Source organism: Longimicrobium sp. (assembly GCF_035474595.1).
GTDB lineage: Bacteria > Gemmatimonadota > Gemmatimonadetes > Longimicrobiales > Longimicrobiaceae > Longimicrobium.
Map to the genome: position 1 here is coordinate 18,580 of NZ_DATIND010000107.1, position 17,722 is coordinate 36,301.

11 protein-coding genes are annotated in these 17,722 nt (G+C 69.9%); all 11 read left to right on the top strand.

Features of this window, described 5'->3' with window-relative positions; genetic code table 11:
• Positions 1-164 precede the first annotated feature (164 nt).
• The 11 genes from VLK66_RS19145 to rpmA all read left to right on the top strand — a co-directional run bounded on the left by VLK66_RS19145 (position 165) and on the right by rpmA (position 17,429).
• Positions 165-1,487, top strand: a complete 1,323-nt coding sequence (locus tag VLK66_RS19145; protein WP_325311071.1) for a DUF4384 domain-containing protein — start codon at positions 165-167, stop codon at positions 1,485-1,487.
• Positions 1,488-1,530: 43 nt separating this feature from the next.
• A complete protein-coding gene (locus VLK66_RS19150; protein ID WP_325311072.1) occupies positions 1,531-3,084 on the top strand; it encodes a M20/M25/M40 family metallo-hydrolase in 1,554 nt (517 codons plus the stop codon).
• A 516-nt stretch (positions 3,085-3,600) separates the two neighbouring features.
• Positions 3,601-6,021 carry a RecQ family ATP-dependent DNA helicase gene (locus VLK66_RS19155; protein WP_325311073.1) on the top strand — a complete coding sequence of 807 codons (2,421 nt, stop codon included), beginning with the start codon at positions 3,601-3,603 and terminating at the stop codon, positions 6,019-6,021.
• A gap of 522 nt (positions 6,022-6,543) precedes the next feature.
• Entirely contained in the window at positions 6,544-8,814 is a 2,271-nt protein-coding gene (locus VLK66_RS19160) for a vanadium-dependent haloperoxidase (protein ID WP_325311074.1), read from the top strand.
• A 417-nt stretch (positions 8,815-9,231) separates the two neighbouring features.
• On the top strand, positions 9,232-11,529 hold the full coding sequence (locus VLK66_RS19165) for a vanadium-dependent haloperoxidase (protein ID WP_325311075.1): 2,298 nt from the start codon (positions 9,232-9,234) through the stop codon (positions 11,527-11,529).
• 357 nt (positions 11,530-11,886) lie between these two features.
• A complete protein-coding gene (locus tag VLK66_RS19170) occupies positions 11,887-12,501 on the top strand; it encodes a hypothetical protein (RefSeq protein WP_325311076.1) in 615 nt (204 codons plus the stop codon).
• Positions 12,502-12,689: 188 nt separating this feature from the next.
• A complete protein-coding gene (locus tag VLK66_RS19175; RefSeq protein ID WP_325311077.1) occupies positions 12,690-13,046 on the top strand; it encodes a hypothetical protein in 357 nt (118 codons plus the stop codon).
• Between the two features lie 282 nt (positions 13,047-13,328).
• Positions 13,329-14,546: an acyl-CoA dehydrogenase gene (locus VLK66_RS19180; RefSeq protein ID WP_325311078.1), complete on the top strand. Its 1,218-nt coding sequence runs from the start codon at positions 13,329-13,331 to the stop codon at positions 14,544-14,546.
• 154 nt (positions 14,547-14,700) lie between these two features.
• Complete coding sequence (locus VLK66_RS19185) at positions 14,701-16,269, top strand: Rne/Rng family ribonuclease (protein ID WP_325311079.1); 1,569 nt, start codon at positions 14,701-14,703, stop codon at positions 16,267-16,269.
• A gap of 529 nt (positions 16,270-16,798) precedes the next feature.
• On the top strand, positions 16,799-17,113 hold the full coding sequence (gene rplU, locus VLK66_RS19190) for a 50S ribosomal protein L21 (protein WP_325311080.1): 315 nt from the start codon (positions 16,799-16,801) through the stop codon (positions 17,111-17,113).
• 13 nt (positions 17,114-17,126) lie between these two features.
• Entirely contained in the window at positions 17,127-17,429 is a 303-nt protein-coding gene (gene rpmA / locus VLK66_RS19195; RefSeq protein WP_325311081.1) for a 50S ribosomal protein L27, read from the top strand.
• Positions 17,430-17,722 lie beyond the last annotated feature (293 nt).

The following is a 17,722-nucleotide window of genomic DNA, read 5'->3' on the forward strand; positions in this document are numbered from 1 at the left end:
CTCGCGTCCGCACGCTCGTCCCCGCGCGGGGACACGGACGGAGGGGGAAGATGCGTCGCCCGCCGGTAAATCCATATCCCCCAATACCTTGCGATCGTATACAGGTTCGGAACGCGGATTGCTCCCGGATCGGGGCAGCTTCCTGCCACACCCGGAGACACACCATGCACAGACACACCGCCGCCGCCCTGCTCCTGCTGACGATGGGGGCAGCCGCGCCCGCCCGCCCGGCGGGGGCGCAGGACGGCGCGCTCTTTCGTACGGATATGGCCGCCGCGCCGCTCTCGCCGTCCGCCGCCTTCCAGGACGGGTACGGCGCCCCCCGCGACGACCGCCGGGGCGGCCTCCAGGAGGACGGCCAGCGCGGCCCCAGCGTGCGCGTGTGGCTGGACGGCGACCGCGACCTGTTCAGCCCCGGCGCCCAGACGCGCGCGGTGGTGCGCGCGAGCGAGGACGCGTACGTGGCGGTGGTCCACATCACCCCCGACGGCGACGTGGACTTCCTGTGGCCGCGCAACTACTACGACGACGGCTTCCTGGACGGCGGCCGCTCGCTGACGCTGGGCACCCGCACGGGCAGCTCCATGCGCGTGGGGTACGGCTACGGCATCGGCTACGTGTTCGCCGTGGCGAGCGACGAGCCGCTGGACCTGCGCCGCGTGCGCGACTACTACTACCGCCGCGGCAGCGCGTGGGACGCGGGGCTGAACGTGGTGGGCGACCCGTTCCACGCCATGGACCGCATCGCCCGGCTGCTGGTGCCGGACTTCGACCAGGGGTACGGGTTCCTGGACTGGTACAGCTACCACGTGGGCAGCAACCGCTACACCTTCCCGCGCTACGCCTGCTACAGCAGCTACGGCTCGTGGTACGGCAGCCGCAGCCCCTACTACGACGGGTGCGACCGGGTGCGGGTGTTGCTGCGCGAGCAGCCGTACTATTATGACACCCGCTACTACCGGGGCGACCGCATCCGCTACTGGGGCCGCTACTACCCGTCGGACCGGTACGTGCGCCGCGAGCCGCAGCACCGCTACAAGGAGTCCGACGGCGCGCGCGGCTACCGCTCGCCCAACAACCGGTCCACCCGCGAGGTGCCGCCGCCGAGCTCGGGAAGCACCCGCCGCGGCAACGACGACGGGCAGGAGGGGCGCGGGGGCGGAGGCACGCAGCAGCCCAGCCGCGAGCGGCCCACGCTGCAGCGCCGCCCCGCCGAGTCCGACCCGGTGCGCGCCCAGCAGCCCCGCGCCGAGCCGCAGCGGCGCCGCGACGAGCCGCGGGACGACGGGTCGCGCGGCGAGAGCCGCCGCGAGGCGCCGCGCAGCGAGCCGCGTTCGGAGCCGCGGCGCGAGTCTCCGCCGCCGCGCTCGGAGCCGCGCAGCGAACAGCCGCGGCGCGAGTCGCCGCCGCCGTCGCGGGAGCCGTCGTCCGGCGGGCGGTCGGCGCCCAGCGGAAATTCGCCGGCCCGGGTGCGGCCCAGCTCCTGAAGCGGGGGCTCCCGGGTCACCCAACCCCCAGGAGCCCAGCCCGATGACCCGAGGTCCGTCCGCATTCCTTCCGGCCGCGCTGGCGATGTTCGCCGGCGCGGCCTCGCTGCGTGCCCAGTCCGCCGCGCCGCTGCCGCCCGAGGTGGCGGCCGCCGCGAACACCATCACCATCACCGACGCGCGGGCGCGGCTGGAGTTCATCTCCAGCGACCTGATGCGCGGCCGCGACACGCCCAGCCCCGAGCTGAACATCGTCGCCAGCTACCTGGCCTCCAACTACCAGGCGATGGGCTTCCAGCCCGGCGGCGAGGGCACGACGTTCTTCCAGTGGTATCCGTACGGGATGCGCCGCCTCGATCCCACCGCGGCGCGGCTGCAGGTGACCGGCGGCGCAGCGCCCGTGGCCTTCACCGCGGGGCGCGACTTCTGGACGGCGGGGGGGACGGCGCAGGACGTCTCGGGGAGCCTGGTCTACATCGGCCGTGCACCGGACGCGCTGACCGCGCCGGGGTCGCTCACCGGCCGCATCGCCGTCGCCGCGATTCCCGGCGGCCCCACGCGCGACTGGCGGCTGGAGCGCAACCGCATCCGCACTGCCGCCCGGCGCGCCGGCGCGGTCGCCGTCGCCTACGTGCTGGGGCCGGAGTGGACGGCGGACTCGGTCGCGAAGTACGCGGCCACCGCGGCGCGCCCCACGCGCTCGGTGGGAACGGAGCCCGCGTACCCGCAGTTCTTCCTGAGCCAGGAGGCGGCCGGGCGCCTCTTCCGCGCGGCGAACCTGGACCTGGCCCAGCAGTGGACGGCGGGCGCGGGGAACAACTTCCACGCGGTGCCGCTGGCCTCGCTGACGGCGACCGGCGCGCTGCCGATGGAGCAGGTGGACCAGGCGCGCGCCCCGAACGTGATCGCCATCTGGCCGGGGAGCGACCCGGTGCTGAAGAACGAGTACGTCGTGCTCTCCGCCCACATGGACCACGTGGGGGTGGGCCAGGCGGTGAACGGCGACTCGATCTACAACGGCGCCGACGACGACGGGTCGGGGACCACGGGGATCCTGGAGGTGGCGCGCGCCTTCCAGTCGATGGGGCTGCGGCCGAAGCGCTCGATCGTGATCCTGCACGTGAGCGGCGAGGAGAAGGGGCTGCTGGGCTCGGAGTGGTTCTCGGAGCACCCCACGCTGCCGCTCGCCCAGATCGTGGCCGACATCAACATCGACATGATCGGGCGCAACAACCCCGACAGCGTGGTGGTGATCGGGAAGAACTACTCCACGCTGGGCGCCACGGTGAACGCGGTGCAGCGCGCGCATGGCGATCTCCATCTCACGCTGGCCGACGACATCTGGCCGCAGGAGCGCTTCTTCTTCCGCAGCGACCACTTCAACTTCGCGCGCAAGGAGATCCCGGCGATCTTCTTCTTCAGCGGCGTGCACGCGGACTACCACCGCCCCAGCGACGAGGTGAGCAAGATCGACTTCGACAAGCTGACGCGGATCGCGCGGATGGCGTTCTTCACCGCGTGGGAGGTGGCCAACGCGCCCCAGCGCCCGCAGTGGGACCCGCGGGGGCTGGCGGAGGTGCGGGGGATGACGCGGTGACGGTACGAAGTACGAGAGTACGTGAGTACGGAAGTACGATAGGTCGCTGAGTGCTGATATGAGTGCTGAAATGCGACGGAATCGCGGGGCTCGCCGGGATGACGGGGCCCCGCGATGCATTCCTGGACCTGCGGGGTGGGGGAGGGGCCAGCCAGGCGGGCAGGGTGCCATCGCGAGCCGCGCTAATCTCGTCCAGCTACCTCTCCCGGTACGGGAGAGGTGGACGGCCTTGGCCGGCCGGAGAGGGCGCGATGCGGCGGACGCGCGGCGGAACCCGATCGCGCGCGCCCGTATCCCGCCACGTCTCGCACACATCTCCGCAACCGTGTGCATCCCGGTGTCGCTGCTCGCGATTCCGTCATCTTTACGCCATACCGCTCTGTACATCTTCCTCTCAGCGTTGTATTCTATCCTCCTCATCAATTGCACGGAGAACACGACGGCGGCAGAACCGTATCCCGGCACGTGGGTACGGGGGCGCGCCGATCCCGATCCACGCACCGCCCATCATCCGCCGTGACCGATACCGCCCTGGACGCCGCGTCCACCGACACCGCCTTCGAGGCCGCGCGCGAGGTGCTGCGCCGGTACTGGGGGTACGCGGATTTTCGCCCCGGGCAGGACCAGGCCATCCGCAACGTCCTTTACGGCGGCGACTGCCTGACGGTGATGCCCACCGGCGGCGGCAAGAGCATCTGCTACCAGGTGCCGGCCATGATGCGCCCGGGGGTGACGCTGGTCGTATCGCCCCTCATCTCCCTGATGAAGGACCAGATCGACGCGCTGGAGGCGCTGGGCGTCCCCGGCACCTTCATCAACTCGTCGCTCTCCGGCTCGGAGATGAACGCGCGGCTGGACGCCGCCGAGCGGGGCGAATACAAGCTCGTCTACGTGGCCCCCGAGCGCTTCGACTCCGACGCCTTCCAGCACCGCCTGGCCCGCCTCGACGTCTCGCTGCTCGCGGTGGACGAGGCGCACTGCGTGTCCGAGTGGGGGCACGACTTCCGCCCGTCGTACCTGCGCCTCGGCCGCGCGCGCAAGCTGCTGGGGAACCCGCCGGTCGCCGCGCTGACGGCCACCGCGACGGAGGAGGTGCGGCGCGACATCGTGCGCCAGCTGGGGCTGCGCGACCCGCACGTGCTGGTGACCGGGTTCGACCGGCGCAACCTGATCTGGCACGTGCTGCGGGCGAAGAACGACTCGGAGAAGGACCGGATCCTCCTCAAGCTCCTGCGCGGGCGCGAGGGGTCGTCCATCGTCTACGCCTCCACGCGCAAGAGCGTGGACGCGCTGACCGGGCTGCTGAACGGGAGCGGCGTGCCGTGCGTGGGCTACCACGCGGGGCTGATGGACCGCGACCGCAAGCAGATCCAGGAGCGCTTCATGACCGGCGACGCGCGGGTCGTGGTGGCGACCAACGCGTTCGGAATGGGGATCGACAAGAGCGACGTCCGCATCGTCGTCCACTACAACATGCCCGGCAACCTGGAGGCGTACTACCAGGAGGCCGGGCGCGCGGGGCGCGACGGCGGCCCGTCGGACTGCGTGCTCCTGCACGCCTATCCCGACCGCTTCATCCACGAGTTCTTCGCCGACGTGGCCAACCCGCCGCGCGAGGCGGTGGAGCAGGTGCTGCGCGTGCTGCGCCGCGATGCCGACGCGCGCGGCATCTGCACCACCCCGGCCGACGAGATCGCGCGGCAGCTGAAGAAGCACCTGAAGGCCGACAAGCAGGTGGCCAGCGCCGTCCGCGTGCTGGAGCAGTTCGGGCTGGCCAAGGCGGCGGCGTCCGGCGGGCAGGCGGTGCGGCTGCGGCTCCTGGCCACCCCCTCCCGCATCTCCGGCGAGCTGGCCGAGCGCCCGGCGGAGCTGGAGTTCCTGCGTGCGCTCTGGAAGGCGGGCGGGGGCGAGAAGGTGTACCGCGGCGCCGAGGTGGAGTGGCGCGTCCTGTCCCGCGCCTCGCCCGGCGAGTCGCCCGTGGACCTGCTGGACCGGCTGCAGGACGAGGGGTTCCTCGAATGGCAGCAGGGCAGTGAAGGCGTGTGGGTGATCGATCGCAAGACGCCCGTCAACCGCCTGCCGATCGACTGGCAGGCGCTGGACGACAAGCGCGAGCGCGACCACCGCAAGCTGCAGAAGATGCAGATCTACGCGTACACCAGGGACTGCCGGCGCGGGTTCGTGCTGCAGTACTTCGGCGACAGCGCGGCGATGAAGCACTGCGGCGCCTGCGACAACTGCCTGCAGGAGGCCGACGGGCTCGCGGCCAGGCACGGGATCGAGACGGATGGCTCCGAGGGCCCGCGCGAGCGCCCGAAGCGGGAGCGGCTCCCGCTCGACTTCCGCCGCGATCGCCGCGCCGCGCGCCGCGAGGGGTACGACCTCTCCACCGACGGCGTGGTCTCGGTCCGCTCCGGCCCCGACCTGCTGCGCGACCATCTCCGCCGCGTGCGCAAGGAGCTGGCGCGCCGCCACGACACGCCGCCGTTCATGGTGATGTCGGAAGAGGTGCTGAACGCCATCGCCGCCGCGCAGCCCGACTCGCCGGAGTCGCTGCTGGCCGTCCAGGGCGTGACCCCCGCGCTCCTGAACCGCTACGGCGCGCCGCTGATGGAGCTCCTGCGCGCCCACGCCGACGGCGCCACGCAGCCCGGCGCGGCGAGCGAGCCGCGCCCCCGCGCGCGCCGCGAGCCCGCGCCGGCCGGCGACCCCACGCCCGAGCAGGCGATCCTCTACGGGAGGCTGAAGAAGCTGCGCTGGGAACTGGCGAAGGAGCTGAGCCAGCCCGCGTTCTGCGTCTTCTCCGACCGCGTGCTGATCGAGATCGCGCGCGAGCACCCGAGGACGGAGCGCGAGATGCTCTCCATCAGCGGCGTGGGCCCCGCGAAGATGGAGAAGTTCGGCGAGGCGTTCCTGCGCGTGCTGAACGACGCGTGAGCGGCGCCCGCGGATGCGCATTGCGGCGGGTTCCGGGTCGGACGCGCGGCGGATCACCCGCGGTTTATGATAAGGCACGTCTATTCCCGCAGTTTGGGCGGAAATGGAAGAGGGAGCAGATCGGCCGATTAGGGGTTGACGGGTCCGGGATGATCTGCTAATCTATGGGCAACATTTGAATACAGGGCTTGAACGCTCCCGCCCGGCACCCGCCGGGAAGGAGCGTTTTTCGTTGGGATGCGGCGCCCCGCCGCCGCGCAGCAAAGATAGAGATCCGGGACCGTGAGGCCCCCGTCCGGCAGAGCGCCGGGCGGGGGCTTTCTCGTTCCGGGCGAGAAGGGAGATGGAGACGGGCCAGCCAGGCCCTTCCCGGCAGAGCGCCGGGCGGGAGGAGCCCGCACGGGCGGGCTCGCAGCAGCGATCCCGGACCACCGACGGCGGATGCCGGTCCGGGCGCGCGGTCGGCTCGCGGCGCGGCAGCGCGCGCCGCGAGGGCAAGGAACCCTGGCAGGAGCTGGAACGATGGCAAGAGCACACACCCTGACCGACGACTTCCGGGACGGGGTCATCGACACCGCCAAGTGGTCCACCTTCGGCGGCGCGCTGGTGGCCGAGCGGAGCGGAACCATCCAGGTGCGCCCGAAGGTGGCCAACGACTACGCGGGCATCACCTCCATCGACGCGTACGACCTCCGCGATTCGGAGGTGAAGGTGCGGCTGCGGCGTACGCTGCGGCAGACGAATGGCACCGACAACTACCTCGACGTGGCCGTGGACTCGGACAACCGCGTGACCATGGGCATCGACTCGGGGCTGCTGTACATCGTCCTCACCGTGGCCGCGGGGAAGACGACGCTCACCGGGCTGGGCGTGCCGTACGACCCCGACGCCCACCGGTGGCTGCGCTTCCGCGAGAAGGGCGGCACGCTCTTCTGCGAGACCTCGGGCGACGACGAGACGTGGACGGTGCAGGCCAGCCTTCCCGACCCGTTCGACCTCTCGGCCATGATCCTGGAGATCGGCGCGGGGATCTGGGACCCGGTGGCCTCGCCCGGCGTGGCCGTCTTCGACTCGTTCAACCTTCGCCAGCAGCCCGCGCGCACCGTGGACGAGCGGCGCCTGGGCGCGCTGGGCACGCGCGAGAAGGCGGCGCGGCTGGCGGCGTCGAAGCCGCACCCCGAGCACCTGAACAACGACGACGAGGTGAGCTACCTCGCCACGCCCTTTGCGGGGAACTTCTCCAAGGGGCTGAAGCACGACTCGGTGGGCGATCCGGACCCGGCGACGTACGCCATCCTCCTGCGCGCGCTGGAGAGCCGCGAGCCCGACGACTTCGAGGAGATCGTCCTCGGCGGGGCCAAGAAGCTCACCAACCCGCAGTCGGGGCTGAGCTTCGACGTGATCGGGCCCGACGCGCAGGCGGTGACCATGCCGCCGGCGCCGCGCTTCGACAGCGTCGTCGCCGCGCACGAGGAGGGCGAGCTGTACTGGATGGCCGTCGCGCGCGACGTGCCGTTCATCAACTACGGCAGCAACGCCATCATCACCGCCGCCGTGAATTCGCTGAACTCCGAGTTCCCGCGCTTCGGCGGCACCACGCCGGTGACCGCGCAGAACGTCTTCCGCGGCGTCTACCCCGGCGAGCAGGTGGGGCCGTACGTCAGCCAGTTCCTGTGGAAGGGGAACGCCGACCCGCGCAAGCCCGACGGCGCCGGGCGCGACGCCGACGAGGGGTACATCACCTACGGCATCCAGTTCATCGACCAGCGGCTGCAGGCGGTGGCGCAGAACGTGGACTACCTGACCGACGTCACCGGCTGGCTGGCGGTGCAGAACGGCGCCGACCGCCGCGGGCAGGACCAGTTCGAGACCACGCGCCGCTTCATCCGAAGCCTGCGCGACGGCACCAACTTTGTGCACTTCGACCAGGTGGTGAACGCCTGGTGGAACGCCGCGTTCATCCTCCTTTCCGAGCCCACCGGGAACCAGCTCACCGGCGTGGGCGCCGGGCGGCCGCAGGTGGACATGGAGTTCCCGTTCGACCAGGGGAACGCCTACGACCGGCCGGGGACGGCGATGGACAGCAAGACGCAGGTCGGCTTCGGCACCTTCGGCCCCCTGCACCTGCTGGAGCTGCTGATCGAGGTCTCCACCCGCGCCGCGCGCGCCGTCTGGTTCCAGAAGTGGTTCGTCCACCGCCGCCTGCGCCCCGAGGAGTACGGCGGGCGGGTGGACAACCAGATCGCCGGGCGGCGCAGCTACGGCGGGGCGATCGACGCCAGCCTCATCACCTCGCTGCAGACCGGCGGGCTGTCGGCCTACTACGGGGCGGGGAAGAAGTTCACCACGCGCCTCCTCCCGCAGGCGTACCCCGAGGGCGCGCCCACGCACCCCGCGTACGGCGCGGGGCACGCGACGATCTCGGGCGCCTGCGCGACCATCCTGAAGGCGTTCTTCGACGAGGGCGCGGCCATCGAGAACCCGGTGCAGGCCGCGGCCGACGGGCTGTCGCTGGTCGCCTACACCGGCCCCGGCGCGGCGCAGATGACGGTGGGCGGCGAGATCAACAAGCTGGCCGGCAACATCGCGCTCTTCCGCAACGCGGCCGGCGTGCACTGGCGCAGCGACTACACCTTCTCGCTCCTGCTGGGCGAGGAGGTGGCCATCCGCATGCTGCAGGAGCTCTCGCTGACGTACAACGAGGACTACGCCTTCTTCCAGCTCACGCGCTTCGACGGCACCACCGTCGTTATCCGCAAGGGCAGGGTCGACCTCTTCCCGCCTGAGGAGTAAGCAGGAGGTGAGATGGCGTCCCTTGACCCCGTAGATCGAAGCGGGGATCGGGGGATTGGGATGAGATAGGAAGATGCGGGGCCGCCGACGCCCCCGCCCGCCACAGCGGCGGGCGGGGGCGTCGTGCGTCCGCGGTTCGGGATGGAGATGGAGATGGAGATGGAGATGGAGATGGAGATGGAGATGGAGATGGAGATGGAGATGGAGGAACCGAGATCGTGGCCGCCGCAGGCCCGCCACCCGGCACAGCGCCCGGGCTCACGGCTCCGTCACCGCGACGGAGCGACACGCGGTCTTCCCCGCGCGAGCGGACGCGCCTCCGGCGCGCCGCCCCGGGGATGTGGGCCGCACGGGAAACGGCCGCCGCGCATTCCGGCGCGGCGGCGGGCAGCCACGCACGCGGATGGAGAGATCACCATGCCGAAAGCCGTGACCCTCGTCGACAACTTCGGCGACAACACGACCGACACCACGAAGTGGAACAGCTTCGGACCGGTCCAGGAGGTGAACCAGCGGCTGGAGATCCGGCCGCCCAGCAGCGGCAGCAACGTGTACGGCGGCTACGTCTCCGCCGGCAGCTACGACCTCACCGGCTCGCAGATCGTAGTGGAGCTGGTGCGGGCGCTGCGCAGCAACCTCGACGGCGCGGAAACCTATCTGCACGTGAAGAACAGCGCGGGGGACCACCTGTTCTTCAAGGTGCAGGACGCACTCTTCTACTGCACGAAGCTGGCGGCGTCCGCCACCTCGTCCACGCACCTGGCCGAGGCGCCGTACGACCCGGCGCGCCACCGCTGGATGCGCATCCGCGAGCAGCTGGGCACGCTGTTCTTCGAGTACTCGGCCGACGGGTGCGAGTGGGAGCTGTTCGTCGCCATTCCCACCCCGTGGAGCCTGACCTCGGTGGTCATCGAGCTGGCCGCCGGCACCTTCACCCCGGGCGCGTCGCCGGGCGTGGCCATCTTCGACAACGTGAACACGCCCGAGACCTCGCGGGCGCGGCGCGTGGAGGAGCGGCGCCTGTCCGCGCGCGACGTGCGCGTCGAGGCCGCCGAGCTGATGGCCGAGCGGCGCCACGACGAGCACCACAACAACAACGACGAGGTGAACTACCCGCAGGCGCCGCTGGTGGGGAGCTTCTCCAAGAGCCTGAAGCACGACGCGGTGGGCGACCCGGACCCGGCGAGCTACGCCACGCTGCTGCGCGCGCTGGAGAGCCGCGACCCGGCGGACTTCGAGGAGATCCAGCTGGCGTCGCCCACCGCGCTGAAGCTCACCAACCCGCAGACCGGGCTCACCTTCGACCTGGAGGGGCCCGACGCGCAGGAGATCACCCAGCCGCCGGCGCCGCGCTTCGACAGCCGCGTCGCCGCGAACGAGGCGGGCGAGCTGTACTGGATGGCGGTGGCGCGCGACATCCCCTTCATCAGCTACGCCTCCGACAGCACCATCAACACCGCGCTCAACTCGCTGAGCGGCGAGTTCCCGGAGTTCGGCGGCACCACGCCGGTGACGACGCAGAACATCTTCCGCGGCATCTACCCGGGCGAGCAGGTGGGGCCGTACGTGAGCCAGTTCCTGCTGAAGGGGAACGTGGACCCGCGCAAGCTGCCGGGCCTGGGCCGCGATGCCAGCGACGGATACGTGTCGTACGGCGCCAAGATCATCGACCAGCGCGTGGTGCCGCAGAAGCCCGGGGTGGACTACCTGACCGTCTTCAGCGACTGGCTGGCCGTGCAGAACGGCACCGACAAGCGCGGCAACGACCAGTTCGGCGCCACGCGCGTGTTCATCCACACGCTGCGCGACGGCGCCACGCTGGTGCACTTCGACCAGGTGCTGAACGCGTACTACGACACCGCCTGGATCCTGATGACGGAGCCGACGGGGAACCAGCTCACGGCCGCGGCCGCCACCGGGCGGCCGCAGATCGACCTGGAGTTCCCCAAGGACCAGGGGAACCCGTACGACCCGCCGGGCACGGCGATGGACAGCCGGACGCAGGTGGGCTTCAACACCTTCGGCCCCACGCACCTGCTGCAGGTGCTGGGCGAGGTGCTGGGCCGCGCGCTGCGGGCGGTGTGGTACCAGAAGTGGTTCGTGCACCGCCGCCTGCGCCCCGAGGAGTACGGCGGGCGCGTGGACAACCACATCACCGGCCGGCGCACGTACCTCACCAGCAGCAGCACGCCGCTGATCCACCCCAGCATCCTGAACTCGCTGCAGACGGGGCTGCTGGCGCCGTACTACGGCGGGCAGGCGGGCGACAAGTTCCCGAGCTACCTGCTGCCGCAGGCATACCCCGAGGGCGCGCCCACGCACCCGGCGTACGGCGCGGGGCACGCCACGGGCTCGGGGGCGATGGCCACGATCCTGAAGGCGTTCTTCGACGAGAGCACGCCCATCGAGAACCCGGTGCAGGCCGATGCGACCGGCACGTCGCTGGTGCCCTACACCGGCGCCGACGCCACCCAGATGACCGTGGGCGGCGAGCTGAACAAGCTGGCCGGCAACATCGCGCTCTTCCGCAACGCGGCGGGCGTGCACTGGCGTACCGACTACTCCGAGTCGCTGGTGCTGGGCGAGGCCATCGCCATCGGCCTGCTGCAGGAGCAGAGCCTGGGCTTCAACGAGGACGACGCATACTTCCAGCTCACCAAGTTCGACGGGACCACGATCCGCATCTTCGACGGGAAGGTAGTCCCCGTCACGTGAGGTGATCGGAAGTCGAAGGGATCGGAAGAGCAGGGTAGGTCGGTAGAACGATCGGGCAGGGAAGATCGATCGGGAAGATGCGGGGCCGCCGACGCCCCCGCCCGTCACAGCGACGGGCGGGGGCGCCGTGCGTCCATGCGGATGGTGATGGAGAGAGATGGTGGCTGCCACAGGCCTCCTCCCGGCAGAGCGCCCGGGCACACGGCTCTGGCAGCACCAGAGCGACAATCGGTAGCCCCGCAGGAGAGCGGACGCGCAGGACGCGCGCGCCGCGGGCGGGGCCGCACCGCGCGGAGACGGGCCGCCGCGCACCCCGGCGCGGCGGCGGCAAGTGACGCATGAAGTGGAGAAACCATCATGGCAAAGGCAATCACCCTCGTCGACAACTTCGGCGACAACGTGACGGACGCCACGAAGTGGAGCGCGTTCGGTCCGGTCCAGGAAGTCAATCAGCGGCTGGAGATCCGGCCCGTCAGCGGGGCGAGCAACAGCTTCGGGGGATACAACTCCGTCTCGGCCTTCGACCTCACCGACTCGCAGGTTTCGGTTGAGGTGGTGCGGGCGCTGCGCGGTGTCAAAGGCTGTGAGATGTACCTGCACGTGCAGAACGCCGCGGGCGACCACCTCTTCTTCAAGGTCGAGGCCGGAACGCTTTCCTGCAGCACGCAGCCGGCGTCGGCCACCGCGGACACGGGCCTGGCCCAGCTCCCGTACGATCCCACGCGCCATCGGTGGATGCGCATCCGCGAGCAGTTTGGAATCGTGTACTTCGAGTACTCGGCCCGCCTACTTCGAGCTCACGAAGTTCGACGGCATCACCATCCGCATCTTCGACGGCAAGGTGGTTCCGGCGCTGTAAAGGATCGAGCGGCGAATGACGGGGGCCGGCGAAAGGAATCCGTCGGCCCTTCTCGCGGCCCACTCTGTTCGGTCGGGCCAGCCGGAGCTTTCAGGAGGGAACCGCCTACGTAAATTAAAGGCATAATAGATGCGGTCCTATTTGCATGCTATTGGATGGTAGGCCCGATGGGCCTGCCGCGTGATGATCACCTGGACGAGGGGAGGCGCTCATGAGGCGAATCACCAGGGGGATTTCCGGCGTGTTGTGCGCGGGGCTGCTGCTCGGCGCGGGTCCTCCCGCACCGCATGCCGCCGCACCCGTGATCATCATGGTCAACCCGTACACCAACGGGCAGGTGGTCACGTCGCTGCGGAACTCCCAGAGCAGTCCGATCCTGGGCTCGGTGAACGCCGTCAGCATGAACCGCTGCGACGTGGAGATCAAGCGTCTGAGCGACGGCTTCTACTGGACCGGAACGACGTGGACGTCCACCGTGCAGAACTTCCCGGCCACCGTATCGAATCGGAACCCGTCGCCCCCGTGGTACGACTTCCGGTACGACGCGGGGCCCGGCTCGGCGAACATGACGTCCGGCACGCAGTACCTGGTCTGGGTCTACTGCGCGGACCTCTCGGGCGGGACCACCATCGCAACGGTCACCGTCACCAAGGCGTAGGCTACGCCCGCGCTTGCGCCGGGCTCACGATGTCCCCGCACCCCCACGACGAGGGTGCGGGGACTCTTCATACCGACACCCGGTACGGCGCGTCTTCAACGATGCTGCACGGGCGGGGACGCGGCATCCGCGAGCGAGCGCACCGTCCCGCTTCCTCCGCATTCTTGTTACTTCTCGTCCCGCTGGCCCGATCCTTTCGGTTTCCTTGCGTGCCGAGTAGATTCCCGCGGTTTCGGGAGATTCCGTACGTGCGCCCCGGGCGCCTGCACTGCATAGCGAGCGATGGACCGGTACTTCGACGAGAACCACCTGATGATCCGCGACATGGTGCGCGATTTCGCCGAAAACGAGATCGCGCCCGTGGCCGGCGAACTCGATCGGAGCGGCGAGTTCCCGTGGGAGAACGTGAAGAAGATGGGCGAGCTGGGCCTGTTCGGCATCCCCTGGCCCGAGGAGCTGGGCGGCGCGGGGATGGACGGCATCGCCTACATGATCGTGATCCACGAGCTGGCCAGGGTCGACGCCAGCCACGCCATCACCGTCTCGGCCCATACCACGCTGGGCTCCTCGCCCATCGTGAACTTCGGCACGCCGGAGCAGAAGGAGCGCTTCATCCCGCTCCTGGCCAGCGGCACGGTGCTGGGCGGCTTCGGGCTCACCGAGCCGGGGGCGGGCTCCGACGCGGGCGGCACGCAGACCACCGCCACGAAGGTGGACGGCGGGTGGATCCTGAACGGGAGCAAGATCTTCATCACCCACGCCGGCGTGGGCGAGATCTTCGTGGTCACCGCACAGACGGACAAGGAAAAGGGTACGAAGGGGATCACCTCGTTCATCGTCTCCAAGCCCACCACGGACCTGGAGAAGGCGCGCGAGATCGGCATCGGCCACGCGCAGGACGGGCAGCTCTGCTACACCGAGGGTGTCCGCGCGGGGAAGAAGGAAGACAAGATGGGGTGGCGCGCCAGCGACACCCGCGAACTGGTGCTGGAGAACGCGTTCGTTCCCGACAAGAACGTGCTGGGCGAGGTGGGGATGGGCTTCGTCAACTTCATGAAGACCCTCGACGCCGGCCGCATCGGCATCGGCGCGCTCTCGCTGGGGCTGGCGGAGGGCGCGTTCGAGCAGGCCCGCGCCTACGCGCTGGAGCGGCAGCAGTTCGGGAAGCCGATCGCCGACTTCCAGGGGATCCAGTTCATGCTGGCCGACATGGCCACCGAGATCGAGGCCGCCAAGCACCTCGTCTACCACGCCGCGTGGCTGAAGGAGCAGGGGAGGCCGTATACCCGGGAAGCGTCGATGGCCAAGCTGTTCGCCAGCGAGACGGCCATGCGCGTGACCACCAGGGCCGTGCAGGTGCACGGCGGCTACGGCTACACCCGCGAATACCCGGTGGAGCGCATGATGCGCGACGCCAAGATCTGCGAGATCGGGGAGGGGACCAGCGAGATCCAGCGCCTGGTGATCGCCCGCAGCCTTCTCCGCGAGCTCGCCCACTGAACGCCGCCGCGCCGCGGGCCACGCTCCGCCGGGCGGCCAACACGGGCAGTCTGAACATGGTTCGATCCGCTTTGCGCGGGGCTTGCGACGCCCCGCGGGGTCGGCCCGTACCCTCCAGGGGCCTCGCCCCGTCTCCCGCACGCCAGGAGGCGGATTGAAGCGCGAGATCCTGATGAACACCACCGCCCGCGAGACGCGCGTCGCCATCCTCGAGGACGACGTGCTGGTCGAGCTCATGGTCGACCGGCCGGACGCGGCGCGGATGGTGGGTGACATCTACAAGGGACGGGTCGAAGCCGTCCTCCCCGGCATCCAGGCCGCCTTCGTGGACATCGGCACCGAGAAGGCGGCCTTCCTGCACGTCAGCGACGTGGCCGTGGATGACGACGACGAGGACGAGGAGCCCGGCGCGGCCTCCGCCGCGGCCGACGACGACGACGCCCCGGCCAACGGCGGGGGCGGGCGCCGCGCCCAGCGCTTTCCCCCCATCCAGGACATCGTCAAGAAGGGGCAGGAGATGCTGGTGCAGGTGAGCAAGGAGCCCATCAGCACCAAGGGCCCCCGCGTCACCGCGCACATCTCCCTCCCCGGCCGCTTCCTGGTGTACATGCCGGGAAGCGACCACGTGGGCGTGTCGCGCAAGATCGAGGACCGCGAGGAGCGCTCCCGTCTCCGCGCCCTCGCCCGCGAGATCCTTCCCGCGAAGGCGGGCGGGGTCATCGTGCGCACCGTGGGCGAGGAGCTCACGCGCGAAACCTTCGAGCGCGAGCTGAAGGCGCTGATGCAGCTCTGGAAGCAGATCCAGAAGAAGGCGTCCAAGTCGCGCGCCCCCGCCGCGGTGCACCGGGAAGCCAAGCTCGTCGCCGGCATCATCCGCGACCTGTTCAGCCAGAAGGTCGACTCGCTGATCGTCGACTCGCAGCCGGTGTTCGACGACGTGAAGGCGTACCTGGAGCAGGTGGACCCGTCGCTCATCGAGCGGGTGCGGATGTACACCGACCCCAGGCCGCTCTTCGACGCCTACGACATCGAGAGCGAGATCCGCGACGCCTTCCAGCGCCGGGTGAACCTCCCGTCGGGCGGCTACATCATCGTGGAGCCCACCGAGGCGCTCGTCTCCATCGACGTGAACACCGGGCGCTACACGGGGAAGAAGGACCCCGAGAAGACGATCCTGAAGACCAACGTCGACGCGGCGCGCGAGATCGCGCGGCAGGTGCGGCTGCGCGACGTGGGCGGGATCATCGTGTGCGACTTCATCGACATGGAGACCAAGCAGAACCGGGAAAAGGTGCTGCAGGAGCTCCGCCAGCACCTGTCCCGCGACCGGGCGCGCACCAAGGCGTTCCAGGTCAGCGAGCTGGGGCTGATCGAGATGACGCGCCAGCGGGTGCGCCCCTCGCTCTACCACACGCAGACGGAAGCCTGCCCCACCTGCTCGGGAACGGGGCGCATCTTCACCCCCGAGACGGTGGTGCGCCGGATCGAGCGCGCCATCCGCCGCGCCTGGGCCGCCGGGACGGAGAAGAACCTGGTCGTGCGCGTGCACCCCGAGGTCGCGCTCTACGTGCTGGAGCAGGAGCCCGCGTGGATCCGGGGGATGGAGAAGAGCCTGGGGATGAAGATCGCCCTGCGCGACGACCCGCTGATCGCGCAGGACGATTTCCGCCTCCTCTCCGCCGTCAGCCACCAGGACGTCTCGGGAAAGTTCAACCTCGGCTGACGAACGGCAGTACGAAAGTACGGAAGTACGAGAGTACGGAACAACGAAGCCCCCGCGCCGGAGACGGTGCGGGGGCTTCGCTGCTGTGGACGGCTTCCTTGCTCATTGTCGATGTCCACGCTATCCATTGCCGCCCGCCCGGTTCGCGGGTGCTGACGATCTGAGCCGATCCGAAACAGAAATACATAAGACGGAGACGCGGACACGCAGGGGCGGCTGCCATGCACCTCCGCGCCTCCGCGTGAGATCCCGCGATGCGTGGAGACGCAGGGATGCGCATCGCACTTCCACACTTCCGCACTCCTCGTACTTCCCGGGGGTACACGGTTCGGGTGCGTGCCGTTACATTGTTCGGCACGACGCCGCCTCTGGAGCCACGGACGGACGCCCGGGAGGCGAGAAATACTTGCGTCGGCGCTGGATTTCGCCGCCCGCCGGGGTTGACTTTCCCGGCTGGCCGGGCGATATTCCGCGTCTTGTTTTCTTTTCGGGCAAGTTCCGTCCGCTATCTCTGGAGTCTCGGAACCACATGTACGCCATCATCCGCATCGGCGGCCACCAGTATCGCGCCGAGCCCGGCAAGACCATCCGCGTCCAGTCCCTCGAGACCGAGGCGGGGCAGACGGTCCAGTTCGGCGAGGTGCTCCTGGGCGCCGACGGCGACACCATCAAGGTGGGCACGCCGGTCCTGAGTGGCGCTTCGGTTTCGGCCGAGGTGGTGCGCCACGGCCGCGGCGAGAAGATCATCATCTTCAAGCACAAGCGCCGCAAGAACTACCGCCGCAAGCAGGGGCACCGGCAGGGGTTCACCGAGGTGCGCGTGAACGACATCAACCTCGGCTGAAGGAGCATCAGCAATGGCACATAAGAAGGGTGGCGGTTCTACCCGCAACGGCCGCGATTCGAACGCCCAGCGCCTGGGCGTGAAGAAGTACGGCGGCGAGCGCGTGCTGGCCGGCAACATCCTGGTCCGCCAGCGCGGCACCAAGTTCCACGCGGGCGAGAACGTCCGCCGCGCGAACGACGACACGCTCTTCGCGATCGTCGACGGCGTGGTCCAGTTCGGCCGCAAGGACAAGACGCGCAAGAAGGTTTCCGTGATCCCGTTCGAGGCGCTCGCCGCGGACGAGGCGCAGGCCCCCGAGGCCAACGCGGACTGACCCGGGCGCGAGCTCGCAAGACAGAACGCCGCCCCGGCACCTGCTGCCGGGGCGGCGTTCTGTCTTCGTGCCCCATCAGTCCGCCGTCGGGGTGGGAACTGCGGGCGAAATCCTGTGCGCCGCGCGTGGCGGAGTAGCATCCGGCCGCGTCTCCTGACGCGCGCGGCGACGCGGGCGGCGGCCGGAATCCTGCAGGACGGCATCCCACGAATCCGACGAGATCGGAACCGCACCGACCCGGCCGACGCGGCATGATCGACCGGGTCGGCCGTTCCTTGCACCCTTGCCAGACC